This window comes from Cupriavidus sp. FW305-46 (assembly GCF_058787075.1).
Map to the genome: position 1 here is coordinate 42,861 of NZ_JBYSZI010000014.1, position 22,949 is coordinate 65,809.

Consider the following 22,949-nt stretch of genomic DNA (forward strand, 5'->3'; position numbering starts at 1 on the left):
CGGCCGTCACCGGCCAAGCTCGGCCCCAAAACCGGATTCGCGCAGGCGCTGCGCGACCGTCAATCGCGAGGATAAGCAAGATGCTGAAGAAGACCGTTTCGACCCTGATCGTTGCAGCACTGGCCGCGCTGGGCGCGACGCAGGTCTATGCGCAGAAGAACTACACCGAAGGCGGCGATCTCTACGGTGGCAGCCACACCAAGAAGGCCAGCCCGAACCAGAACCCCGCCAAATCCGGCAAGTTCGACCCGTACACCGATGGCGCCAAGCAATCGACCAAGTCGGACCTGACCAACTCGGGCAAGAAGTTCGACCCGAACACGGATGGCGCCAAGTCCGGCAAGTTCGATCCGTACACCGACGGCGCCAAGGCGCCTGCCAGCCAGGGCGGCAAGGCGCAGTAAGCCTGCCCCGCCTCCAACCGGCGGCACCAAGGCAAACAGCCCGCTTGCGCGGGCTGTTTTGCTTTTTGGCGGAGGCGGCGCTCAGGCAGCCATCGCCTGGGCCGGCTGCGCGGGCAGCATGGTGCCGCGGTCGCGGAAGCCGACATGCCAGGACAGCGCCTCTTCCAGCAGGTGCGGGGTCTGGCCGCCATGGGTGCTGGCGCGCCGGAAGTAGTCGCCCAGCAGCTCGCGGTATTGCGGGTCGGCACAGTTGTCGATGACCGTGCGCGCGCGTTCGCGCGGCGCCAGGCCGCGCAGGTCGGCCAGGCCGTGCTCGGTGACGATGATGTCGACGTCGTGCTCGGTATGGTCCACGTGCGCCACCATCGGCACGATGCTCGAGATATCGCCGCCCTTGGCCACCGCCTTGGTCACGAATACCGACAGGTGCGCATTGCGCGCAAAATCGCCGGAGCCACCGATGCCGTTCATCATGTGCGTGCCCCCCACATGCGTGGAGTTGACGTTGCCGTAGATGTCGCACTCCAGTGCCGTGTTGATGGTAATCAGCCCGAGCCGGCGCAGGATCTCAGGATGGTTGCTGATCTCCTGCGGACGCAGCAGCAGGCGCGAGCGATAGCGGTCCAGGTTCGACAGGAAGCGCTGGTACACCTCGCGCGTCAGCGTCACCGAAGAGGCCGAGGCAAACGCCAGCCGCCCCGCATCCAGAAGTTCGATGGTGCTGTCCTGCAGCACCTCGGAATACATCTGCAGGTCACGGAACGGTGAATCGACCATGCCGTGCAACACCGCGTTGGCAATGGTGCCAATGCCCGCCTGCAGCGGCTGCAGCGAGGGCGAGAGCCTGCCGGCGCGGACTTCGCGCAGCAGGAAATCGTTGAGATGGCCGGCGATATTGCGGGTATCGGCATCCGGCGGCAGCGCGTTGGACGGGCTATCGTCCTTGGCGGTGATGACGATGGCCGCGATCTTCTCGGGATCGATGGGGATATACGGCAGGCCAATGCGCTGCTCGGGCGCAATCAGCGGGATCGGCTGGCGGTACGGGCGCTGCACCGGGAAGTAGATGTCGTGCAGCCCTTCCAGCTCCAGCGGCATGTTCAGGTTGATCTCGACGATCACCTTGCGCGCCAGCATGGCGAAGCTGGCCGAGTTGCCGACCGAGGTGCTGGGGATGATGCCGCCCTGCTCGGTAATCGCCACCGCTTCCACCACGGCAACGTCCACCGGTGCGATCTGGCCGGAGCGCAGTTGCTCCACGGTCTCGGACAGGTGCTGGTCGATGAACATCACTTCGCCTGCGTTGATCTTGCGGCGCAGCGTCGCGTCGGACTGGAACGGCAGGCGGCGCGCAATCACGTCCGCCTCGGCCAATACCCGATCGATGTCATTGCCCAGCGACGCGCCGGTCATCAGGGTGATGCGCAGCGGCTCGGTGGCCGCGCGCCGCGCCAGCGCAAACGGGACTTCCTTGCAGTCGCCCGCGCGCGTGAAACCGCTCATGCCAACCGTCATGCCATCGCGGATCAGCGCGGCGGCTTCGTCGGCCGAGACTACCTTGTCGTGCAGCCTGGCCAGGCGAATGCGTTCCTTGTACATCCTTATCTCCGGTCTGGCGGCCGGGCCCGTGCCCGCGCCGCGCGCCCCTGCTGGCCTGAAGGCTCGTTGGCGGGGTCTCCGGCAGTCAGTGTAGCCAGCCGCATATATTCTGGCTGTGATTTAAAGTCATGGCTTCCAGTCGCTTTATTCATAGTCAAAGCCATGCCAGGGGTCGTGCGGGATACTATGTCCCTGTGGTGCCACAGGGCATTCCCGACCTGTCACAATTCCGGCAAAAGATTCTGGTAGTGTCTGGCCCATCGGTCGACCGTGCCCCGCCAGAGAGGCTGCGGCGTCCGTGCCGCCCGGGCCGGCCATGCTCCGGCCCCTGGTACCCGCACGACGGATGCCAGCGCATCGCAGTGGCGGCAAACCAAAACAGGAGACGCCATTCATGCAGCCAAGACCCCTCGAACCCAGCGAGCCGGTTGTCCTTGCCCTGGTTGATGCCGTAACCGCCTGGCAGGGTGCGTTGGAACAGACGCTGTGCGCCTCTGGCCTGAACTACGCCCAGTGGCTGCTGCTGCGGGCCATCCGCCAGGATGCGTTCGTGCGCGGCTCGCCCTTGACGGGCCCGATGCCGATCGATGCCGCTCGTTCCGAGAAGATGCTGGATGAACTGCAGCGCGACGGCTGGGTCGAATACGCCGGCACCCAGGCGCCCCGCATTGCAGCAAGCGCAGCCAACCGGCTGCAGCGCACCGCGCAGGCCCTCAGCGCGCTGCACAGCGTGTCGGTGGCAGCGTTCAGTCCGCAAGAGCGTGCTGCGCTGGGCACCCTGCTGGAGCGGATGAAGACCACGCTGAGCGACCACACCACGCGCCAGGTTCGCGCCGGCACCGAAGCCGCCCGGCAGGAGACGGCTGCCGCGCCCTCGCATTGCCCCGGCCTGCCGCCGGTCGCGCACCGCCCCACCTCTTGCCCCACCCTCGCCGCCACGCGCCTCTGAGCGCCGCGCAAGCCGTCCCGCGGGCAGCAGCGGGAGCCGCCCACCTTTCTTCACGCGCCATCGTCATACCCGCCACTTTTCTTGCGCCGGGCAAGCGGTTTTTTCCTAAAGTATGAGCATGCCCCGGCACATGCCGCGGGCCGCCCATCGACACCGCGAGGAGGGATCATGCCGCAGGAGAACGAAGACAAGGTCGCGCACCTGCTGGACGAACTGGCCAGCTTCGCGCGCGAGCGGCTGCCGGCGGCGATGTTCGCCGTGGTCGAGCCCTTCCTGCTGCACTACTACGACCAGGCCGACGCCGAGGACCTGCTCCAGCGCGACGTCGACGATCTCTACGGCGCCGTGATGGCGCACTGGCAGACCGCCCAGAAATTCACCCCCGGCAGTGCGCGCATCCGCGTCTACAACCCCAACCTGGAAGAGCACGGCTGGCACTCGGACCACACCGTGGTCGAGATCGTCAATGACGACATGCCCTTCCTGGTCGACTCGGTGACGATGGAGATCAACCGGCAGGGACTGGCGCTGCACTCGGCCATCCATCCCGTGTTCCGGGTCTGGCGCGACGCGCGCGGCGGCATCGAGCGGATCGCCCCGGGTGGCGCCGGCGAGACCGGGGACAGTTCGCGCCTGGAATCGTTTATCCATTTCGAGATCGACCGCAGCGGCGAGGCCGCGCGGCTGGAAGCGCTGCGCAGCGCCATTGCGCAGGTGCTGGTCGACGTGCGCGCGGCGGTGGAAGACTGGCCGAAGATGTGCGACATCACCCAGGCCACCATCGCCGCGATGGCGCAGGCGCCCGACGCGGCCTCGCCGGAAAGCGCCGAAGCGCGCGCCTTCCTGGACTGGATGATGGATGACCACTTCTCCTTCCTCGGCCAGCGTGACTACCAGCTGGTGTCGCAGGACGGCCGCTACTTCCTGCGCGGCGTGCCGGGCTCGGGCGCGGGCATCCTGCGCGAAAGCCTGCGCGAGCCTGATGCCGAAGACCTCACGCTGCTGCCCGCCGCGGCCACCGCGATCATCGAAGGGGCCTCGCCGATCTTCCTGACCAAGGCCAATTCGCGCGCCACCGTGCACCGGCCGGGCTATCTCGACTATATCGGCGTCAAGCTGCTCGATGAAAACGGGCAGCTGTTCGGCGAGCGGCGCTTTGTCGGCCTGTACACCTCGACTGCCTATATGGCGCCGATCGCGGAAATTCCGCTGGTGCGGCGCAAGTGCGCCAATATCCTGGCGCGCGCGGGCTTCCTGGCCAAGGGGCACCTGTACAAGTCGATGGTGACCATCCTTGAGCAATATCCGCGCGATGAACTGTTCCAGGCCACCGAGGACGAACTGTTCGACATCACCACCGGCATCCTGCGGCTGCAGGAACACCAGCGCACCCGGCTCTTTGTGCGGCGCGACCGCTTCGACCGCTTTGTCTCGTGCCTGGTGTTCGTGCCGCGCGACAAGTACAACACCGACCTGCGCCAGAAGATCCAGAAGCTGCTGACCGCGGCTTTCCACGGCACCAGTTGCGAGTTCACGCCACTGCTGTCCGAGTCGCCGCTGGCGCGCATCCAGCTCACCGTGCGCGGCGAGCCCGGCACCATGCCGCACGTTGATACGCGCGAGCTGGAGGCGCGCATCGTGCACGCCAGCCGCCGCTGGCAGGACGATCTCGCTGAAGCCCTGCATGAAAGCCACGGCGAAGAGCAAGGCAACCGGCTGCTGCAGCGCTACGGCGGCTCGTTCCCCGCCGGCTACCGTGAGGACTACCCGGCCCGCACCGCGGTGCGCGATATCGAGCTGATGGAGCACGCGCTGCGCGGCAACGGCATGGCGATGAACCTGTACCGGCCGATCGAGGCCGCGCCGGGGGTGTTCCGCTTCAAGGTGTACCGTGCCGGCGAGCCGATCGCGCTGTCGCACAGCCTGCCCATGCTGGAACACCTGGGCGTGCGCGTGGATGAAGAGCGCCCCTACCTGATCGAACCCGACAGCGGCGCGCCGGTATGGGTGCACGACTTCGGGCTGGAGATTGCCGACAGCGGCAGCGCGGCGGAATTCGACATCGCGCGCGTCAAGGCCTTGTTCGAGGATGCCTTCGCGCGCGCCTGGCACGGCGAGATCGAGAACGATGACTTCAACCGCCTGGTGCTGCGCGCCGAGCTGGCCGCACGCGACGTCACCATCCTGCGCGCCTATGCCCGCTACCTGCGCCAGGTGGGCTCGACCTTCAGTGACGCCTATATCGAGCGCGCGCTGACCGGCAACGCGGCCATTGCCGCCATGCTGGTCGGCCTGTTCGTGGCGCGCTTCGACACCTTCAGCGAGGTTGCCACCGACACCGCCCGCCAGGCGCGCTGCGACAAGCTGCTGGCCGATATCGGCGCGGCGCTGGACAAGGTGCCCAACCTGGATGAGGACCGCATCCTGCGGCTCTTCCTGGGCGTGATCAACGCCACCGTGCGCACCAACTATTTCCACCGCGGCGAGGAAGGCCAGCCGCGCCCGTATGTGTCGTTCAAGTTCAATCCCGCGCTGGTCCCCGGCCTGCCCGAGCCGCGCCCGATGTTCGAGATCTGGGTCTACTCGCCGCGCGTTGAGGGCGTGCACCTGCGCGGCGGGCGCGTGGCCCGCGGCGGACTGCGCTGGTCAGACCGGCGCGAGGACTTCCGCACTGAAGTGCTGGGCCTGATGAAGGCGCAGATGGTCAAGAACACGGTGATCGTTCCGGTGGGCTCCAAGGGCGGCTTCGTGGTCAAGCGCCCGCCCCCGCCCACCGACCGCGATGCATTCCTGCAGGAGGGCATTGCCTGCTACCAGACCTTCCTGCGCGGGCTGCTGGACCTGACCGACAACCTCGTCGGCGGCCAGCTGGTGCCGCCACCCGAGGTGGTGCGCCACGACGACAACGACCCCTACCTGGTGGTCGCCGCCGACAAGGGCACCGCGACGTTCTCCGACTTCGCCAACGCGATCTCCGCCGAATACGGCTTCTGGCTGGGCGATGCCTTTGCGTCCGGGGGCTCGGTCGGCTATGACCACAAGAAGATGGGCATTACCGCGCGCGGTGCGTGGGAATCGGTCAAGCGGCATTTCCGCGAGATGGGTGTCGATATCCAGACCACGGACTTCACCGTGGCCGGCATCGGCGACATGTCGGGCGACGTGTTCGGCAACGGCATGCTGCTGTCGCCGCATATCCGGCTGGTGGCGGCTTTCGACCACCGGCATATCTTCCTCGATCCCGACCCGGACACGGCAAGGAGCCTGCAGGAGCGCACGCGGCTGTTCGGCCTGCCCCGCTCCAGCTGGGCCGACTACGACGCCACGCTGATCTCCGCCGGCGGCGGCATCTATCCGCGCAGCGCCAAGACCATCGCGCTGTCGCCGCAGGTGCAGGCGGTGCTGGGGGTCACGGCAGCCACGCTGTCGCCGGCCGAGCTGATCCACGCCATCCTGATGGCGCCGGTCGACCTGCTCTACAACGGCGGCATCGGCACCTACGTCAAGTCCAGCCAGGAAACCCACCTGCAGGCCGGCGACCGCACCAACGACGCGGTGCGTGTCAACGGCAATGACCTGCGCTGCAAGGTGGTCGGCGAAGGCGGCAATCTCGGCTTCACCCAGCTGGGCCGCATCGAGTTCGCGCGCAAGGGCGGGCGCATCAACACCGACGCCATCGACAACTCGGCCGGGGTGGACTGCTCGGACCACGAGGTCAATATCAAGATCCTGCTCGGGCTGGTGGTTGCCGACGGCGAAATGACCGAGAAGCAGCGCAATAAGCTGCTGGCCGAGATGACCGACGAGGTCGGCCTGCTGGTGCTGCAGGACAACTACTACCAGACCCAGGCACTGTCCGTGGCCGGGCGCAGCAGCCCCGCGCTGCTCGACGGCGAGGCGCGCCTGGTGCGCTGGCTGGAGCGCGCCGGACGGCTCAACCGGCCGCTGGAGTTCCTGCCTTCGGAGGAAGAAATCGCCGAGCGCAAGCTGGCCGATGAAGGCCTGGCATCGCCCGAGCGTGCCGTGCTGCTTGCCTACAGCAAGATGTGGCTGTACGACGAACTGCTGGCCTCCGACGTGCCGGAAGACACGCTGGTCGCCGGACTGCTGTCGGACTATTTCCCGGTGCCGCTGCGCCAGCGTTACGCCGACGCGATGCAGCGCCACCCGCTGCGGCGCGAGATCCTGTCGACGCACCTGACCAATATGCTGGTCAACCGTATCGGCGCCACCTTCGTGCACCGGATCATGGAAGAGACCGACGCACGCCCGGCCGATATCGTGCGCGCCTGCCTGATCGCACGCGATGTCTTCGGCCTGACCACCCTGTGGCAGGAGATCGATGCGCTGGACAACCGTGTGGCCGATGCCGAGCAGGCGCGCATGTTCGGGGCCGTGGCGCTGCTGCTGGAGCGCGCGTGCCTGTGGTTCATCCGCTATCTGCGCAGCGGCAGCAAGGCCGCCGAGGACCTGGCGCGCTTTGCCCAGGCCGCGCAATGGCTGGCCCCGCAACTGCCGCGGCTGCTGCCGCCGGCCGATGCGACGGCACTGTCAGAGCGCACCCGGGCCTTGACGGATGCAGGGGTCGACGAAGCGCTGGCTGTGCGCGTGGCCGGCAGCGAGATCTCCGCCGCCGCGCTCGATATCGCCGAAGTGGCCACCGCATGCGAACGCAGCCTGGACCTGGTGGCGGGGGTTTATTTCGCGCTGGACAGCCACCTGAGCTTCAGCTGGCTGCGCGAGCGCGCGCTGGCGCTGCCATCGGACACGCACTGGGACCTGCTGGCACGCACCACCACGCTGGAAGACCTGGGGCGGCTCAAGCGCGCACTGACCGTCAGCGTGCTGTCACAGGCGGGTGAACTGGATACGCCCGAAGCCATGATCGATGCCTGGCGCTCCAGCCGTCATGGCGCGCTGGAACGCTTTACGCGCATGCTGGCCGACCAGCGCGCCTCGGGGGCTGCGGGGCTGTCGATGCTGTCGGTCGCGGTGCGCGAGATCGGCATGCTGGAACGCGCATAGCGCTGGCCAGCCCGCGCTTATTCGTCTGCTTCCGCGTCCGTGTCGAGGTCCGCATCGTCACCGATGCCGGCGCCGGCGCCACGCGGGCGCAGTTCCAGCCCGAGCAGGACCAGCAGGTCGAAGGCATCGGAAAGCAGGTGTTTCTGCCTGGGCAGCAGGCTGGCGTACGGCATGTCGTAGATCGACTGGTGCGCGGCACGCTCGCCCTTGAGGCCGCGGTCACGCGCGATATCCGACAGCAGCGCGGCAAACCCTGAGAGGTCCTGCGCTGCCAGTGCTGAATTCAATACCTTGGCGATCACTTCCGGCGAAGCGTTCGCCCAGCCCATGCGTTCAGCATTGGAGGCAGAGTCTTGAGGAAGGTCGGCAAAGTCCATGATTGTGTATAACGGTCCCGCCTGAGCAAGCTTAAGGCGGCAACCATGTGGATTTGACCCCACATGCGTGGGGTGACATGGCTTGCCGTCCGCCGATCCGGGCTAGCGCGGTACCGGCTTCGCCGCCACCTGGCGGTAGACCGTGCTGCCGTCGCGCGCGGTGCGTGCCTGGACGTGATTGCGTGCGCCGCACTGCGGGCAACGGAACACGGGACCCTGCCCTTCATTGCGGATCTGCACCTCATTCGGCTCCCAGCGCGCACCGCAAGCCTGGTTCCCACAAACAAACATGAAATCTCCTTGAAACAGACGCCCGAGAGCCTGAGCCGGGCGCGATACGGGGCATGGCCGCACTGCCCGGTGGCGGCGCGGCCATGCCTGCTCAGCCGTGATTATCAGGCCAGTCGACCGGGCGCGCGCCCATTCGCCACATATTCGGCGGCTCACCCAATGCCGTGCTCTGGTACATCCAGGCGCCGCAGCCGGTGCAGCGCCAGCGGCTGTCGACCTTGCACCGGTTGCTCATGGCCGCAATGCCCGAGGCAGCCAGGTGCTCGTGTGGCGGCACGCTGGACGGTTCGCCCACCAGCTGATGACACAGGTCACAGGCGTGCATCGGCATCTCCTGTCATGGCGATGATTGCGCGCCGGCGCCCTCAGCCATTGTGCTGCACCCATTGCCGCGCCCACGAAATCGCCGCGGCGCGCGCATCTTCGGGCGTGGCGTGCGTGGCCGGCGGCGCGCCGCCCTCCAGCACCACGGCGCCCGACTCCCAGATATCGCACAGGGCCTTGAATCGCCCCATGCCCAGCGCGTGGCAATACACGTGGATCACGAAGCCGCCGTACTCCACCACGTCAGTGGCAGTATCGGTCAGCGCCTGATCCGCGGTGGGATCGGACGGCACCAGCGGCACATCGGGCTGGCGCAGCACCCGCCGCTCCGCGGCCGTGCGCACCAGCATGGCGCAGGCACCGCCCACCGCCGCGCCCAGCACCACGCCCAAACCAAACCAGCAAGCCCTGCTCCCGCACCTCGCCATGGCATCCCCCGCAGCGACCCTGCCGGTCCTGGCACGACCATGCTGTGCGACCGGCATCGCTTTCAGGTTATACCAATACAGGCCGACACCGCTTGCCACCAACTTCCACGCGGCAATGGCACAGCGCCGCAGGGTGTGGCGGCGCACGAAAATGAGAATCGTCGGGGATGACCGAAGCGCTGGCCAGAGCTATACTGTACATCCATACAGTATTCGGATACTGCCCATGCCCTTGTACCAGTCCGATTCCATCCTGCTCGAGGCCTACTACTTCGGCGACGACAGCGAATCCCTGCGCCTGCCTTGCGGCAGTGTCTGCGTGGACGCCGGCGCCATCCTCGTCGACGGCATCGAGCCACTCCAGTTGCAGGCCCTGCGCTGGACGCCGGATTTCCTGTCCTTCGACGCCCAGGGCACCCGTCACCGCTACCCGGTCAGCCGCCCCACCCTCGTCGGCCCCGGCCAGGCACGCTTCGCACTGCTTTAAGCTACGGCTTCCGCATCGCCGATGCGCCACGCCGCTTGCCCACATGCCAGACCTCAGCCCGACCGCCAGCCAACTGATCCGCTCGCTCGACCTGCAGCCGCATCCGGAAGGCGGCTACTACCGCGAGACCTATCGCGGCGAAGAGCAGGTCGTCTGCCAGGACGATCGCACACGCGCAGCCTGCACCGCGATCCACTACATGCTGTGCGGCAACGACTATTCCGCGTGGCATCGCATCCGGTCCGACGAACTCTGGCACTACCACGCAGGCTCCCCCGTGGACGTGCACCGGATCGTGGACGGCACCATCGTCACGCAGCGCCTGGGCGACCCGCTGCGGCATCCCGGCGCGGCCTTCCAGGCAATGGTGCCCGCCGGCCAATGGTTTGCCGCCGAACGCGTGGATATGGCCGATGGCATGGACTTCGCCCTGGTCGGCTGCACCGTGGCACCAGCCTTCCAGTTCAGCGAATTCGAACTGGCCGACGCAACGGCGCTTGCCGGCCTGGCAAGCGGACATGACGCGCTGTTGCGCAGGCTGGCGCGCTAGCCTCCACCCAAAAAACAGCCCGCGGCGGCGGGGTGCGGGCGGGCTGGTGAGTACAGCGGGACCAGTCTAAGCCAGGGTACCGGCGCGCCATGACGGGAGAACCCGGGTATCTCGCCGCCTTTTCTGGCAACGGTCGAGCAGCGCGTATAGCCCAACAGGCACTCAGGATGCGGATTCATATCCTGCAGCACAGATAATCTTGGGCCCACCCATTATTTGCAGCTACAATTATTCTGCATGGACATCACTCGGCGTCATTGATGAGCGCATCTATTGCGTGGTGTTCACCCAGCGCGGGAATGCAATGCATATCATCAGCCTGCGCAAGGCCAACAAACGCGAGGCAAGGAACTATGTCGACCAAGCCTAAGATCGTCGTGCCGACCGACGAAGAGGACGCGGCCATCAACCGCGGCATCGCTGCGGATCCGGACACGTACGAGGTCTCGGCGAAAGAGATGCAGGCCATGAAGCCGCTCGGCAAGCGCGGCCGCGGTCGACCCAGGCTCGCCAGCACCAAGGAACTGGTGAGCATTCGCTATGACGCGGACATACTGGATGCATTCCGCGCCAGCGGGGAAGGTTGGCAGACGCTGATGAACGCAACGCTGAACGTTGCGCTTCAACAGGCCATGGACATTACCTACGTTGGGGGCCCACTGCATGGAACCACGGTCCGTGACAACCCCAACACCTTGTCATCCGTTCTCACCTATCGCCCGGTAACAGCCTTCGCGAACGACCCTGCGCATCAGGCAACGTATCGTCGGGTAACCCTCGAACGTGCCATTGGAAACAACGTCGAACGCCGCGAGTTCTTTGTGAGTGACAGTCTCACCGACAGCGAAGCCGATTCCCTGGTCCAGCGAGAAGACCTTTGGCCTATGTCAGAGCCACACCATGCCTGAGTATTGGATGCGGTCCAATAGGGCAGCTTGGCGGGCTACCCGGAGTCAGCCAGCACCGGCCGCGTCCAACCAAGCTCGCTGATGCAATCGGCGACCTGCCCTTCCCGGGCGTCCGAGTGCTTGCGTGCGTTGCGCATATATGGCGCAAGCTCCACAGGAAAAGTAAGAACGACAGCAGCGATCGCTATCGTTGCAACAGGTTAGGTAGAAAGCGGGCCTGCTTTTCGCAGTAACAGCCAGCGCCGCGCATGGCGGGCCGAAAGGTCATGCACTTATCCACGCTTGCATTCGACCTTCTCTTCGTATTCACCGTCGTCCTTCCATTCGCGCTCGATCAGGCAAGGGCCGTCGCGGTACTTCTGCTTCCGCTCATAGCCACGCGGGCCGCCCTTGCATTTGCGCTCTTCCTTGTATTCGCCATCGCGCTTCTGTTCGCGTTCGATTTCACAAGGGCCGCTACGGAATTTCTCTTGGTACTCACCGCCACGATATGCGCTCGGGTAGCCGCGGTCATCGGCGCGTGCGGCAGCCGCGGCCGTCAGCCAGAGGAGCGCAAGGGTAGCCACACAGAGCTTTCGGAACATAAGTGGGGAATCGGTCGGGAGGATGGCAGAGCATAGCAACGGGCATCGGCGACGGCTGTATCAAAGCGTTACCGCACTGGCCGGCCATTTCCACGCAGAAAATAAAAAACCCGCCTGGCTATTCACCAAGCGGGTTCTGTCTGGTCGGGGCGAGAGGATTTGAACCTCCGACCACCTGCACCCCATGCAGGTACGCTACCAGGCTGCGCTACGCCCCGAAGCAAAAGATTATAACAGAAGCATTTCCCGTATGACTAGCTCCCGACGTCGAAATTATCCGTGCTTCGCGATCTCCCGCAGTTGCGCGAGCAGGTGCTGCACTTCGACCAGTTCATTGCGCAGGCCGCCGATGTCGACCGACAATGCCGCCGCATTTTCTTCGCCAGCCTCTGCGGCCTCAGGCGCTGCCGCTGCCCCACTGTGATGACGGCCTTCATCGAGGCGATTGCGCGCGCCGTTGATGGTGAAGCCCTGTTCGTAGAGCAGTTCGCGGATGCGGCGGATCAGCAGGACTTCATGGTGCTGGTAGTAGCGGCGGTTGCCGCGGCGCTTGACGGGCTTGAGTTGCGTGAACTCCTGTTCCCAATAGCGCAGGACGTGCGGCTTGACGGCGCAAAGCTCGCTCACCTCACCGATGGTGAAGTAGCGCTTGGCCGGAATCGGCGGCAACGCGATGCGATCGCTGGATTTGTCCGACATGTGGTGTGTAGACGAGCGTCAGGCCATGCCGGCCATGCGGTTGGCGCACACCAGGTGCGCGCCCAGAAGCATACCGATGCCGGCTTCGGGAAGCAATCCGCCGTTCGGGTGACGCGTCAGCCGACGATGCCCGCGCGTTCTTCCACCAGGCCCTTGAGTTTCTGGCTGGCGTGGAACGTGACCACGCGGCGAGCGGTGATTGGAATGACTTCGCCGGTCTTGGGATTGCGGCCGGGCCGCTGCGGCTTGTCGCGCAACTGGAAATTGCCGAAGCCGGACAGCTTGACGCTGTCGCCCTGCTCCAGCGCTTCGCGGATGACGTCGAAGAAGGCCTCGACCATATCCTTCGATTCGCGCTTGTTCAGGCCCACCTGGTCGAACAGCATCTCGGCGAGTTCGGCCTTGGTCAGCGTGGGAACTTCGGTCGCGCGCGCATCCGGCATCGCGTCGTCAAGGGAGGAAGCCTGCCGGTCGCTCATCTCACCCAGTGCTGCAGCGGTCATGGAATTCGCGTCTCGATCATTCATGTCGATCGCTCAAGTGTGTGTCTGGCGATCCGCCCGGGGCAAGCCCGGGCGCCCTTGTTTATCGTGTGTCCGTCGCGTACTTGTTGCGTACTGGCGATGGCTCAGCCGCGCAGCCGGGCCTGGAAGGCCTCTGTCAGCGCGTCGACCATGCAGCGCACTGCGCTGTCGACGGTTTCGTCCTGGAGGGTCGACCCAGTATCTTGCAAGGTCACCCGGAACGCAAGGCTTTTCTCGTCCGCGCCAATGGCAGCGGAAGCGCCCTTGGGACGGAACTCGTCGAACAGCACCAGGCTCTGGCAGTAGCGGCCGTAGCCCTGCTTTTCCAGTGCCGCGCGCATGGCGTCGAGCAGGTCCTGCACGCGCACCGATTGCTTCACGACCATGGCCAGGTCGCGCACGGCGGCCGGGAACTTGGAGATCTCGGTGTACACCGGCAGGCCGGTGTCGCGCAGCGCGTCAAGCGCCAGCTCGAACACGACCGGGGCGTGCGTCAGCTCGTATTCCTGCAGCCAGCGCGGATGCAGCTCGCCGACCACGCCCACCGCCTTGCCGTCGAGCAGCACGCGCGCGGCGCGGCCCGGGTGCAGCGCCGGGTGCGACACCGGCTCGAAGCGCGGCACGCGCGGATGGAACAGTGCCTCGACATCGCCCTTGATGTCGAAGAAGTCGACGTTGCGCGCGGGGATGCCCCACTGCTCTTCGAACGCCGGGCCATAGGCAATGCCCGCGACCATCATCGGCTGATCGTAGCCGGCCACCGTCAGGCCGCCATCCTTCACGCTGGCGTCGCGATGGAACACGCGGCCCACCTCGAACAGGCGCACGCGCGCAGCCTTGCGGTTCAGGTTGTAGCGCACCTTGTCGACCAGGCCGCCGATCAGCGTCGAGCGCATCACCGCCAGCTGGCTGGCGATCGGGTTCAGCAGGCGGATCGGGTTGTCGTTGGCGGCGAAGTCGCGCTCCCACTTCTCTTCGACGAAGGCGAAGTTGATGACTTCCTGGTAGTCGCGCGCGGCCACGGCATGGCGCACCACGTGGCTGGAGCGGCGGGCCTCGTTGGTCGGGCGCATCTCGCTTTCGGCGATCGGCGGACGGGCCGGGATGCGCTCGAAACCATAGATGCGGGCCACTTCCTCGATCAGGTCTTCCTCGATCTCGATATCGAAGCGGTAGCTCGGCGGCGTGACTTCAAACACCTCGCCCTCGGCGCCCTGGGTGCGCGTGAACGGCAGCTGCAGGCGCTGGAATACATCGGCGATGGCCGCAGGCGACAGCTCGATGCCCAGCACGCGCTCGGCGCGCGCCACGCGCAGGCTGACCGGCTTGCGCTGCGGCAGGTTGACCACGTGGTCGTCCACCGGGCCGGCCTGTCCGCCGCAGATCTCGAGGATCAGCGCGGTGATGCGCTCGATATGCTCGACCGTGGTAGCGTAGTCCACACCGCGCTCGAAGCGGTGTCCGGCATCGGTCGAGAAGTTATAGCGGCGGCCACGGCCCTGGATCGCAGCGGGCCACCAGAATGCGGCCTCGAGATAGATGTCCGTGGTGTCCAGCGTCACGGCGGTGCTGTCGCCGCCCATGATGCCGGCCAGGCTTTCGATCTCCTTGTCATCGGCGATCACGCCGACCTGCTCGTCGACCTCGATGGTATTGCCGTTGAGCAGCTTGATCTGCTCGCCCTTGCGGCCCCAGCGCACGTCCAGGCCGCCGTGGATCTTGCTCAGGTCGAACACGTGCGACGGACGGCCCAGTTCCAGCATCACGTAGTTCGAGATATCGACCAGCGCGGAAACACTGCGCTGGCCCGAGCGCTCCAGGCGCTGCACCATCCATGCCGGCGTGGCCGCGCGCGCATTCACGCCGCGGATCACGCGGCCGGAGAAGCGGCCGCACAGGTCCGGCGCCGACACCTTGGCCGGCAGCTTGTCCTGGATCGTCACCGCCACCGGCGTCATCTCCGGCAGGTTCAGCGCAGCGCCGGTCAGCGCCGACACTTCGCGCGCCACGCCGTGGATCGACAGGCAGTCAGCCTTGTTCGGCGTCAGCTTGATGACAAAGACCTGGTCGTCCAGGTCGAGGTACTGGCGGATGTCCTGGCCGACCGGCGCGTCTTCCGGCAGCACCATCAGGCCACCGTGGTCCTCCGACAGCTTGAGTTCGCGCGCCGAGCACAGCATGCCGTAGCTGTCCACGCCGCGCAGCTTGCCGATCTTGATCTCGAACGGCTTGCCGCCATCCTCGGACGGCGGCAACACGGCGCCGACCAGTGCGCACGGCACCAGGATGCCGGGCTTGACGTTGGGCGCGCCGCAGACGATCTGCAGGGTCTCGCCGGTGCCGGCATCGACCTGGCACACGTTGAGGCGGTCGGCGTTGGGATGGCGCTCGGTCGACAGCACGCGCGCGACCACCACCTTGTCGAACGGCGGCGCGACCGAGCCGACCTCTTCCACTTCCAGGCCGGCCATGGTCAGCGTGTGCGACAGCGCGTCGGTGGAGATCTTTTCAGGGTTGGCGAAGGTGCGAAGCCAGGATTCCGAGAATTGCATGGCGCTTCTGATCCGGTAAGTATTCTGTGTGGTCGTTGACGAGGGGACGGCGGCGCGTCAGGCGAACTGGCGCAGGAAGCGCACGTCACCCTCGAAGAACAGGCGCAGGTCGTTGATGCCATAGCGCAGCATGGTCAGGCGCTCCAGGCCGGAGCCGAACGCGAAACCGATATAGCGCTCGGGATCGAGGCCCATGTTGCGCAGCACGTTCGGATGCACCTGGCCCGAACCGGAGATCTCCAGCCACTTGCCGTTGCCGAAGGCCATGTCGATCTCTGCCGACGGCTCGGTGAACGGGAAGTACGACGGGCGGAAGCGCACCTGGATGTCATCGCGCTCGAAGAACTTGCGCAGGAAGTCGGTGTACACCCCCTTCAGGTCGGCAAAGCTGACGTCCTCGCCGATCCACAGGCCTTCGACCTGGTTGAACATCGGCGAGTGCGTGGCGTCGCTGTCGACACGGTAGGTGCGGCCCGGGCAGATCACCTTGATCGGCGGCATCGCCTTGCCGGCGTACTTCTCGACATGCATCTTGGCGTAGCGGACCTGCATCGGGCTGGTATGCGTGCGCAGCAGCAACAGCTTGTCTTCGCTGTCGCGGCCATCCACGTAGAACGTGTCCTGCATCGAACGCGCCGGATGGTTGTCCGGATTGTTCAGCGCGGTGAAGTTCATCCAGTCGGTCTCGATCTCGGGGCCGTCGGCCACATCGAAACCGATCGAGCCGAAGATCTGCTCGACGCGCTCCCACGTGCGCATCACCGGGTGCAGGCTGCCGCGGCTGACCGCACGGCCAGGCAGCGTGACGTCGATGGCCTCGGCGGCCAGGCGCGCGTTCATCAGCGCATCGGCCAGCGCCTGGCGGCGTGCCTGCAGGGCAGCTTCAACCTGCTGCTTGATCTGGTTGATGCGGGCGCCTTCCGTCTTGCGGGTTTCCGGGTCGAGCTTGCCGAGGCCCTTGAGCAGTTCGGTCAGCGCGCCGGTCTTGCCCAGGAAGCGGGCCTTTTCGTTTTCCAGCGTGGCGTTGTCGTTGGCAGCGGCGAAGGCGGCCTGGGCATCGGCGACAATTTGATCCAGATCCTGAGACATGGCGGCGGTCGTGGGATTTTTGGCGTCGGGCCGGTACGCACCGGTCCGACGTGGGTTGGCACTACGTGCGGTGTTCGTTTCGAATGCGGTCTCGGCAACCGGATAGCGGCAACTGAAACGGCATTCGAAATAAAAACGGGGCTCGGTGAGGAGCCCCGTTTCAGCGGACCTTGCGGTCGGCGGTCGACCTTGCGGTCGGTGCTTGCCCGGCAGCGCTTACGCGCTGCCGCAGCCGGCATCAGGCAACGGTGGCTTTCACCTGGTTGACGATGGCGGCAAAGGCAGGCTTGTCGTGAATAGCCATGTCCGACAGCACCTTGCGGTCCAGTTCAATCGAGGCCTTCTTCAGACCGTTCATGAACACGCTGTAGGTCATGCCATGCTCACGCGTCGCGGCATTGATACGCGCAATCCACAGAGCGCGGAACACGCGCTTCTTGTTGCGGCGATCGCGGTACGCGTACTGGCCAGCACGCATGACCGCCTGCTTGGCGATGCGGTAGACATTATTGCGACGGCCGCGGTAACCCTTGGCAGCATCGATGACTTTCTTGTGACGGGCCCGTGCAGTGACCCCACGCTTTACTCGAGGCATGTAATTCTCCTTTCGTTTTCGTCAGGGGTTATGCGTAAGGCATCATCGCGCGCACCGACTTCAGGTTCGTCTCATGGACGTCCTGAGTACCGCGCAGTTGACGCTTGTTCTTGGTGGTCTTCTTGGTCAGGATGTGACGCTTGAAGGCCTGGCCACGCTTGAACGAACCGTTCGGACGGGCAGTAAAGCGCTTGGAGGCGCTTTTCTTCGTCTTCATCTTCGGCATGAAAAACTCCAGCTCATATGACATGCATGCAGGTGGACGGCTCACGCCGACGCTTGCAAGACCCGCATCCACTTGTTGTTGCACAGCGGCCCTTGCGGACCACGCGCGACTTCCGCGCGAAGCAACGCCGGGATGCCTGGCATCCCGGCCGCTGCACCGCGCAGGAATTACTTCTTCTTCTTGGGGGCGAGCACCATCACCATCTGGCGCCCTTCCATCTTCGGCATCTGCTCGACCTGGCCGATTTCTTCCAGGTCCGCCTTCAGGCGTTCGAGCATGCGCGCGCCGATTTCCTGGTGCGCCATCTCGCGACCACGGAACCGCAGCGTGATCTTGGTCTTGTCGCCGTCTTCCAGGAAGCGCTTCAGGTTGCGCAGCTTGACGTTGTAGTCGCCATCATCCGTACCCGGCCGGAACTTGACTTCCTTGACCTGGATGATTTTCTGCTTCAGCTTCGCCTCGTGGGCGCGCTTGGCTTCCTCGTACTTGAACTTCCCGTAATCCATGATCCGGGCGACGGGCGGAACCGCGTTCGGCGCGATCTCGACCAGGTCCAAGTCCTTATCTTCAGCCAGCCGGAGCGCGTCCATGAACTTGACGATGCCGAGCTGTTCGTTATCAACCCCTACCAGGCGCAGCTCAGGCGCGCTGATTTCCCGGTTGATGCGATGACCTTTGTCCGTAGCGATGTTGCGTTACCTCAAGAAGACAAAAAAACAAGCCGTGCTCACCACCCATCAGGCTTTGCTGGCGACGTCGTTTTGCAGACGCTCAACAAACGCGGAGACGGGCATCACACCCAGATCCACGTTGCCACGGGCACGCACGGCCACTTGACTGGCATCCCGCTCCTTGTCGCCCACTACCAGCAGGTAGGGAACCTTTTGAAGCGAATGCTCGCGGATTTTATACGTAATTTTCTCATTACGCAAATCAGCCTTGGCCCTAAACCCTTGTTTTTGCAGCAATTGCACGACGCTTTCGGCGTATTCCGCCTGCGAATCCGCAATATTCATGACCACCACCTGCTCCGGGGCCAGCCAGGCCGGCAGCGCACCGGCGTGGTTTTCCAGCAGGATGCCCAGGAAACGCTCGAACGAACCCAGGATGGCCCGGTGCAGCATCACCGGGCGCTTGCGCGAGTTGTCCTCGGAGACGTATTCGGCATCCAGGCGCTCCGGCAGCACCAGGTCAAGCTGCAGCGTGCCGCACTGCCACGAGCGGCCGATCGCATCCTTGATGTGGTACTCGACCTTGGGGCCGTAGAACGCGCCCTCGCCCGGCAGCTCTTCCCAATCCACGCCGCAGGCGCGCAGCGCCAGGCGCAGGCCCTCTTCGGCGTGATCCCAGATCTCGTCCGAGCCGGCACGCTGGTCCGGGCGCAGCGACAGCTTGACCTTCACATCCTTGAAGCCGAAGTCGTCGTAGACCGAGAACGCCAGTTCGTTGAAGGCCTTGGCCTCCGCCACGATCTGCTCTTCCGTGCAGAAGATGTGCGCATCATCCTGCACAAAGCCGCGCACGCGCATCAGCCCGTGCAGCGCGCCCGACGGCTCGTTGCGATGGCAGGCGCCGAATTCGGCCAGGCGCAGCGGCAGGTCGCGGTACGAACGCAGGCCGTGGTTGAAGATCTGCACATGGCCCGGGCAGTTCATCGGCTTGATCGCGTAATCGCGCTTCTCCGACTCCGTGACGAACATGTTCTCCTTGTAGTTCTGCCAGTGGCCGGACTTTTCCCAAAGCGAACGATCCATCACCTGCGGCGTGCGGACCTCATCGTAGCCGGCGTCCGTCAGGCGGCCGCGCATGTACTGCTCGACGGCCTGCCACACCTGCCAGCCCTTCGGGTGCCAGAACACCATGCCGGGCGCCTCTTCCTGCAGGTGGAACAGGTCGAGCGTCTTGCCCAGCTTGCGGTGGTCGCGCTTCTCGGCCTCTTCCAGCATGTGCAGGTAGGCTTCCTGGTCTTCCTTCCTGGCCCAGGCCGTGCCGTAGATGCGCTGGAGCATCTCGTTGTTGGCGTCGCCGCGCCAGTAGGCGCCGGCCACCTTCATCAGCTTGAAGACCTTCAGCTTGCCCGTGGACGGCACGTGCGGGCCACGGCACAGGTCGACGAAGCTGCCTTCGCGGTACAGGCCGATTTCCTGGTCGGCGGGGATCGAGGCGATGATCTCGGCCTTGTACTTTTCGCCCATCGACTCGAACAGCGCCACCGCTTCGTCGCGGTTCCATACTTCGCGCACGACCTTCTCGTCCTTGCGGGCGAGTTCCGTCATCTTCTTCTCGATGGCGGCCAGGTCTTCGGGCGTGAAGGGACGCTTGTAGGCAAAGTCGTAGTAAAAGCCGTTTTCGATCACCGGGCCGATCGTCACCTGCGCTTCCGGATAGAGCTCCTTGACGGCATAGGCCAGCAAGTGCGCCGTGGAGTGGCGAATCACATCGACGCCATCGGCGTCCTTGTCCGTGACGATGGCCAGCCCCGCATCGCGATCAATCTTGTAACTCGTGTCGACCAGCTGGCCGTCCACCTTGCCGGCCAGCGCGGCCTTGGCCAGGCCGGCGCCAATGCTCTGCGCGACTTCGGCAACCGTCACCGGGCCGGGAAACTCGCGGCGGGACCCATCCGGCAGCGTGATTGCGATCATTTCGACTCTCCAGGATTCCGCCGGCGGCGTCTTGCGCTTCGCCCGAGCGGATCAAACTGCATCTTGTGGCACCGGCCCTGAATGTCTGCGGGACCGGCGATTTATTCTTTGCTGCCCTGCCCTGCGGCACCGGAAACGCGGCAGCTTATCAGGGCGCTGGCAGGCGACAGACGAAAAAAAACGCGGCCAAGGCCGCGTTTCTCTTTGTCAAACCCGATCCAACCGGGTCGAAGGCGCACCTCGACTACTGTCGCTTGCCAGCGGTAGTAGTTCGCGGTGTCATAACCATGATGCCCTTCCGTTCCGTATGGGGTTGAATCGGACTTGCCGCACTTCTTTTTACTGCTTTACTGCAATTCGTTGGTAGGCTCGATTGGACTCGAACCAACGACCCCCACCATGTCAAGGTGGTGCTCTAACCAGCTGAGCTACGAGCCTAGCGAAGCCGCAAGTATAGCATCACTTTCTTTTCGCCTGCAACACCCCCTGCACGTCTTCGATCAACTGCAGCGCGCGCTGCAGCTGCGTGGCCTCGGACACTTCGGCAGTGAACTGCATGCGCGCAACGCCCTTGCTGGAGAGCGTCTTGACGCCGGTGACGTTGATCTTCTCGCGCGACAGCACTTCGGAGATATCGCGCAGCAGCCCCTGGCGATCGATCGCCTCGACATGGATGTCGACCGGGTAGACCGCGGCGTGGCTCTTCTGGCCCCACTCGGTCTGGATCACCCGCTCCGGCGCGCGCCCGGCCAGTTGCTGGAAGGTGTGGCAGCTGCGCCGATGGATCGACACCCCGCGCCCGCGCGTGACAAAGCCGACGATGTCGTCCGGCGGCGCCGGCTTGCAGCAGCGCGACATCTGCGTCATCAGCGAATCCACGCCCACCACCAGCACGCCGCTCTTGGCGCCGCGCGCCACGCTGGTCGCGCGGCTCTTCTTGGTGACAGCGTCTTCCTCGCTCAGCGGCACCTGGACCTCGCCCTCCGGGTGTCGCAGCGCGTGCTCCACGTGGCGCAGGCTGAACTCGTCCTTGGCCACTGCCGCAAACAGGTCCTCCGGCGTCTTGAAGCCCAGCCGCGTGGCCAGGTCTTCCAGCTTGACCGCGGTCTTGCCTTCGCGCTGCAGGGTCTTGTCGATCAGCACGCGGCCCTGGGCGATGGTCTCCTGCGAATCGAGCGCATTGAACCAGGCCCGCACCTTGGCCCGCGCGCGGCTGCTGGCCAGGTAGCCCAGGTCCGCGTTGAGCCAGTCGCGTGACGGGCCGCCCTGCTTGACCGCGATGATCTCCACGGTCTGGCCGTTCTTCAGCGGCGTGTTCAGCGGCACCATGGTGCCGTCCACGCGCGCGCCGCGGCAGCGGTGGCCGAGGTCGCTGTGCAGGTAGTAGGCAAAGTCCACCGCGGTGGCGCCCTGCGGCAGCGCCACCACGCGCGCCTGCGGCGTCAGCACGTAGATGTGGTCGTCGATCGCGGCGTGCTTGATCTGCTCCCATGATTCGTCGTGCGCCACGCTGTGGTCGGCATCGTCCTTCCACGCCAGCAGCTGGCGCAGCCAGGCAATCTTCTCGTCATAGCGCTCGCTGGCGGAGAACTGCCCGGCATAGCCGCGGCTGCCCGCTTCCTTGTAGCGCCAGTGCGCGGCCACGCCGTATTCCGCGAAGTGGTGCATCTCGTGGGTGCGGATCTGCACCTCGAAGGCGCGCCCGTCATCGCCGATCACCACCGTATGCAGCGACTTGTAGCCGTTGGCCTTGGGCCGCGAGATGTAGTCGTCGAACTCGCGCGGGATCGGCTGCCAGATATGGTGGACGATACCGAGCACCGTGTAGCAGTCCTTGATATCGTCGACGATCACGCGGAAGGCGCGCACATCGTACAGGTCGGCAAAATCCAGCTCCTTGCCGCGCATCTTCTTCCAGATGCTGTAGATATGCTTGGGCCGCCCGCTGACCTCGGCACGGATGCCGGCGGTCGCCAGCTCGGACTGCAGCCGTTCGATGGCGCTGCCGATATAGCCTTCGCGCTCGATGCGCTTCTCGTCCAGCAGTTTGGCGATGCGCTTGTAGGTATCGGGCTGCTCGAAGCGGAACGCCAGGTCCTCCAGCTCCCACTTCATCTGCCAGATGCCGAGGCGGTTCGCCAGCGGCGCGTAGATGTCCAGCGTTTCGCGCGCCACGCCGGGCAGCGGCGCCTGCTTGGTCTCGGCCAGCCAGCGCAGGGTCTGCAGCCGCGAGGCCAGGCGCACCAGCACCACGCGGATATCCTGCGCAAACGCCAGCAGCATCTTGCGCAGCGCCTCGACCTGCTCGTGGCGCGCCTGCGCTTCGTTCTTCGAGGGCTCGGCATCGGGGCGGCTGCCGGCAATGGCGCCGATGCGCAGCAGCTGCCGCACACCGTCGACCAGCCGTGCCACCTCGTCGCCAAAGCGCGGCGCGATCTCGGCCTCGGTGCCGGGCACGAAGGCCACCAGCCCGAACAGGCAGGCGGCGGCGCGCGCGGCGTCGTCGACGCGCAGGCCGTCGAGAATGCGCAGCATGCCCTGCGCGTGCGACTGCACGGTCTCGCCGGTGGGCAGCGCGACCTCGGCACCATGCTCGCGCACGTAGGCCAGTGCGCGCTCGACCAGTTCGGCATCCGGAATGCCCGCGACCCGACCGGTCAGGTCGGTGGACGTCACCATGTCACAACGCCTGC

At 65.4% G+C, this 22,949-nt stretch carries 21 protein-coding genes, 2 tRNA genes and 1 pseudogene; 7 read left to right on the top strand and 17 right to left on the bottom strand.

What is annotated here, in order from left to right:
* Positions 1-80 precede the first annotated feature (80 nt).
* A complete protein-coding gene (locus AC3WON_RS09265; RefSeq protein ID WP_492351669.1) occupies positions 81-404 on the top strand; it encodes a hypothetical protein in 324 nt (107 codons plus the stop codon).
* Positions 405-485: 81 nt separating this feature from the next.
* On the opposite strand, the gene scpC is transcribed toward AC3WON_RS09265, so the two are convergent.
* The gene (gene scpC / locus AC3WON_RS09270) at positions 486-2,003 is read right to left on the bottom strand and encodes a succinyl-CoA:acetate CoA-transferase ScpC (protein WP_492351670.1); all 1,518 of its coding nucleotides are present in this window, start codon (positions 2,001-2,003) and stop codon (positions 486-488) included.
* Positions 2,004-2,397: 394 nt separating this feature from the next.
* On the opposite strand from scpC, the gene AC3WON_RS09275 reads away from it, so the two are divergent.
* Together AC3WON_RS09275 and AC3WON_RS09280 are read left to right on the top strand one after the other, a co-directional pair.
* Positions 2,398-2,952: a MarR family transcriptional regulator gene (locus AC3WON_RS09275; protein WP_492351671.1), complete on the top strand. Its 555-nt coding sequence runs from the start codon at positions 2,398-2,400 to the stop codon at positions 2,950-2,952.
* A 168-nt stretch (positions 2,953-3,120) separates the two neighbouring features.
* Positions 3,121-7,977, top strand: a complete 4,857-nt coding sequence (locus AC3WON_RS09280; protein ID WP_492320496.1) for an NAD-glutamate dehydrogenase — start codon at positions 3,121-3,123, stop codon at positions 7,975-7,977.
* A 17-nt stretch (positions 7,978-7,994) separates the two neighbouring features.
* Here AC3WON_RS09280 and AC3WON_RS09285 read toward each other — a convergent pair whose 3' ends face one another.
* The 4 genes from AC3WON_RS09285 to AC3WON_RS09300 form a co-directional block, all read right to left on the bottom strand.
* On the bottom strand, positions 7,995-8,354 hold the full coding sequence (locus AC3WON_RS09285) for a hypothetical protein (protein WP_492320495.1): 360 nt from the start codon (positions 8,352-8,354) through the stop codon (positions 7,995-7,997).
* Positions 8,355-8,456: 102 nt separating this feature from the next.
* The gene (locus AC3WON_RS09290; protein WP_010813090.1) at positions 8,457-8,645 is read right to left on the bottom strand and encodes a hypothetical protein; all 189 of its coding nucleotides are present in this window, start codon (positions 8,643-8,645) and stop codon (positions 8,457-8,459) included.
* A 91-nt stretch (positions 8,646-8,736) separates the two neighbouring features.
* Positions 8,737-8,970 (bottom strand): hypothetical protein, encoded by a 234-nt coding sequence (locus AC3WON_RS09295; protein ID WP_492320493.1) that lies wholly within the window; start codon positions 8,968-8,970, stop codon positions 8,737-8,739.
* Positions 8,971-9,010: 40 nt separating this feature from the next.
* A complete protein-coding gene (locus AC3WON_RS09300; protein ID WP_234788122.1) occupies positions 9,011-9,319 on the bottom strand; it encodes a DUF6566 family protein in 309 nt (102 codons plus the stop codon).
* Between the two features lie 304 nt (positions 9,320-9,623).
* Between AC3WON_RS09300 and AC3WON_RS09305 the strand changes: the two genes are divergently transcribed.
* The 4 genes and pseudogenes from AC3WON_RS09305 to AC3WON_RS09320 all read left to right on the top strand — a co-directional run.
* Positions 9,624-9,884, top strand: coding sequence for a hypothetical protein (locus tag AC3WON_RS09305; RefSeq protein WP_492320492.1), 261 nt, complete (start codon positions 9,624-9,626; stop codon positions 9,882-9,884).
* Between the two features lie 43 nt (positions 9,885-9,927).
* Positions 9,928-10,434: a cupin domain-containing protein gene (locus AC3WON_RS09310; RefSeq protein ID WP_492351672.1), complete on the top strand. Its 507-nt coding sequence runs from the start codon at positions 9,928-9,930 to the stop codon at positions 10,432-10,434.
* Between the two features lie 199 nt (positions 10,435-10,633).
* Positions 10,634-10,804 carry a BrnT family toxin gene (locus tag AC3WON_RS09315; RefSeq protein ID WP_492351673.1) on the top strand — a complete coding sequence of 57 codons (171 nt, stop codon included), beginning with the start codon at positions 10,634-10,636 and terminating at the stop codon, positions 10,802-10,804.
* Positions 10,788-11,063: pseudogene (locus AC3WON_RS09320) on the top strand (BrnA antitoxin family protein); the annotation flags it as partial. The gene AC3WON_RS09315 and the pseudogene AC3WON_RS09320, both read left to right, overlap by 17 nt.
* Positions 11,064-11,614: 551 nt before the next feature.
* Here the strand turns inward: AC3WON_RS09320 and AC3WON_RS09325 are convergent.
* The 12 genes from AC3WON_RS09325 to AC3WON_RS09380 form a co-directional block, all read right to left on the bottom strand.
* Complete coding sequence (locus AC3WON_RS09325; RefSeq protein ID WP_492320489.1) at positions 11,615-11,926, bottom strand: hypothetical protein; 312 nt, start codon at positions 11,924-11,926, stop codon at positions 11,615-11,617.
* A 141-nt stretch (positions 11,927-12,067) separates the two neighbouring features.
* A tRNA-Pro gene (locus AC3WON_RS09330) sits at positions 12,068-12,144 on the bottom strand.
* Between the two features lie 55 nt (positions 12,145-12,199).
* Entirely contained in the window at positions 12,200-12,625 is a 426-nt protein-coding gene (locus tag AC3WON_RS09335) for a MerR family transcriptional regulator (RefSeq protein ID WP_492320488.1), read from the bottom strand.
* A 116-nt stretch (positions 12,626-12,741) separates the two neighbouring features.
* Complete coding sequence (locus AC3WON_RS09340) at positions 12,742-13,152, bottom strand: integration host factor subunit alpha (RefSeq protein WP_037024300.1); 411 nt, start codon at positions 13,150-13,152, stop codon at positions 12,742-12,744.
* A gap of 101 nt (positions 13,153-13,253) precedes the next feature.
* A complete protein-coding gene (gene pheT, locus AC3WON_RS09345; protein ID WP_492351674.1) occupies positions 13,254-15,701 on the bottom strand; it encodes a phenylalanine--tRNA ligase subunit beta in 2,448 nt (815 codons plus the stop codon).
* Positions 15,702-15,758: 57 nt separating this feature from the next.
* Positions 15,759-16,790 (bottom strand): phenylalanine--tRNA ligase subunit alpha, encoded by a 1,032-nt coding sequence (gene pheS, locus AC3WON_RS09350; RefSeq protein ID WP_010813101.1) that lies wholly within the window; start codon positions 16,788-16,790, stop codon positions 15,759-15,761.
* Between the two features lie 238 nt (positions 16,791-17,028).
* Positions 17,029-17,385, bottom strand: coding sequence for a 50S ribosomal protein L20 (rplT, locus tag AC3WON_RS09355; RefSeq protein WP_008650487.1), 357 nt, complete (start codon positions 17,383-17,385; stop codon positions 17,029-17,031).
* A 28-nt stretch (positions 17,386-17,413) separates the two neighbouring features.
* On the bottom strand, positions 17,414-17,611 hold the full coding sequence (gene rpmI / locus AC3WON_RS09360) for a 50S ribosomal protein L35 (protein WP_006575466.1): 198 nt from the start codon (positions 17,609-17,611) through the stop codon (positions 17,414-17,416).
* Between the two features lie 167 nt (positions 17,612-17,778).
* Positions 17,779-18,300 (bottom strand): translation initiation factor IF-3, encoded by a 522-nt coding sequence (gene infC, locus AC3WON_RS09365; RefSeq protein ID WP_078195944.1) that lies wholly within the window; start codon positions 18,298-18,300, stop codon positions 17,779-17,781.
* Positions 18,301-18,348: 48 nt separating this feature from the next.
* Entirely contained in the window at positions 18,349-20,256 is a 1,908-nt protein-coding gene (gene thrS, locus AC3WON_RS09370) for a threonine--tRNA ligase (RefSeq protein WP_454749836.1), read from the bottom strand.
* Between the two features lie 361 nt (positions 20,257-20,617).
* Positions 20,618-20,694, bottom strand: a tRNA-Val gene (locus tag AC3WON_RS09375).
* 21 nt (positions 20,695-20,715) lie between these two features.
* Positions 20,716-22,935 (bottom strand): RelA/SpoT family protein, encoded by a 2,220-nt coding sequence (locus tag AC3WON_RS09380; protein ID WP_492320486.1) that lies wholly within the window; start codon positions 22,933-22,935, stop codon positions 20,716-20,718.
* Positions 22,936-22,949: the final 14 nt, after the last annotated feature.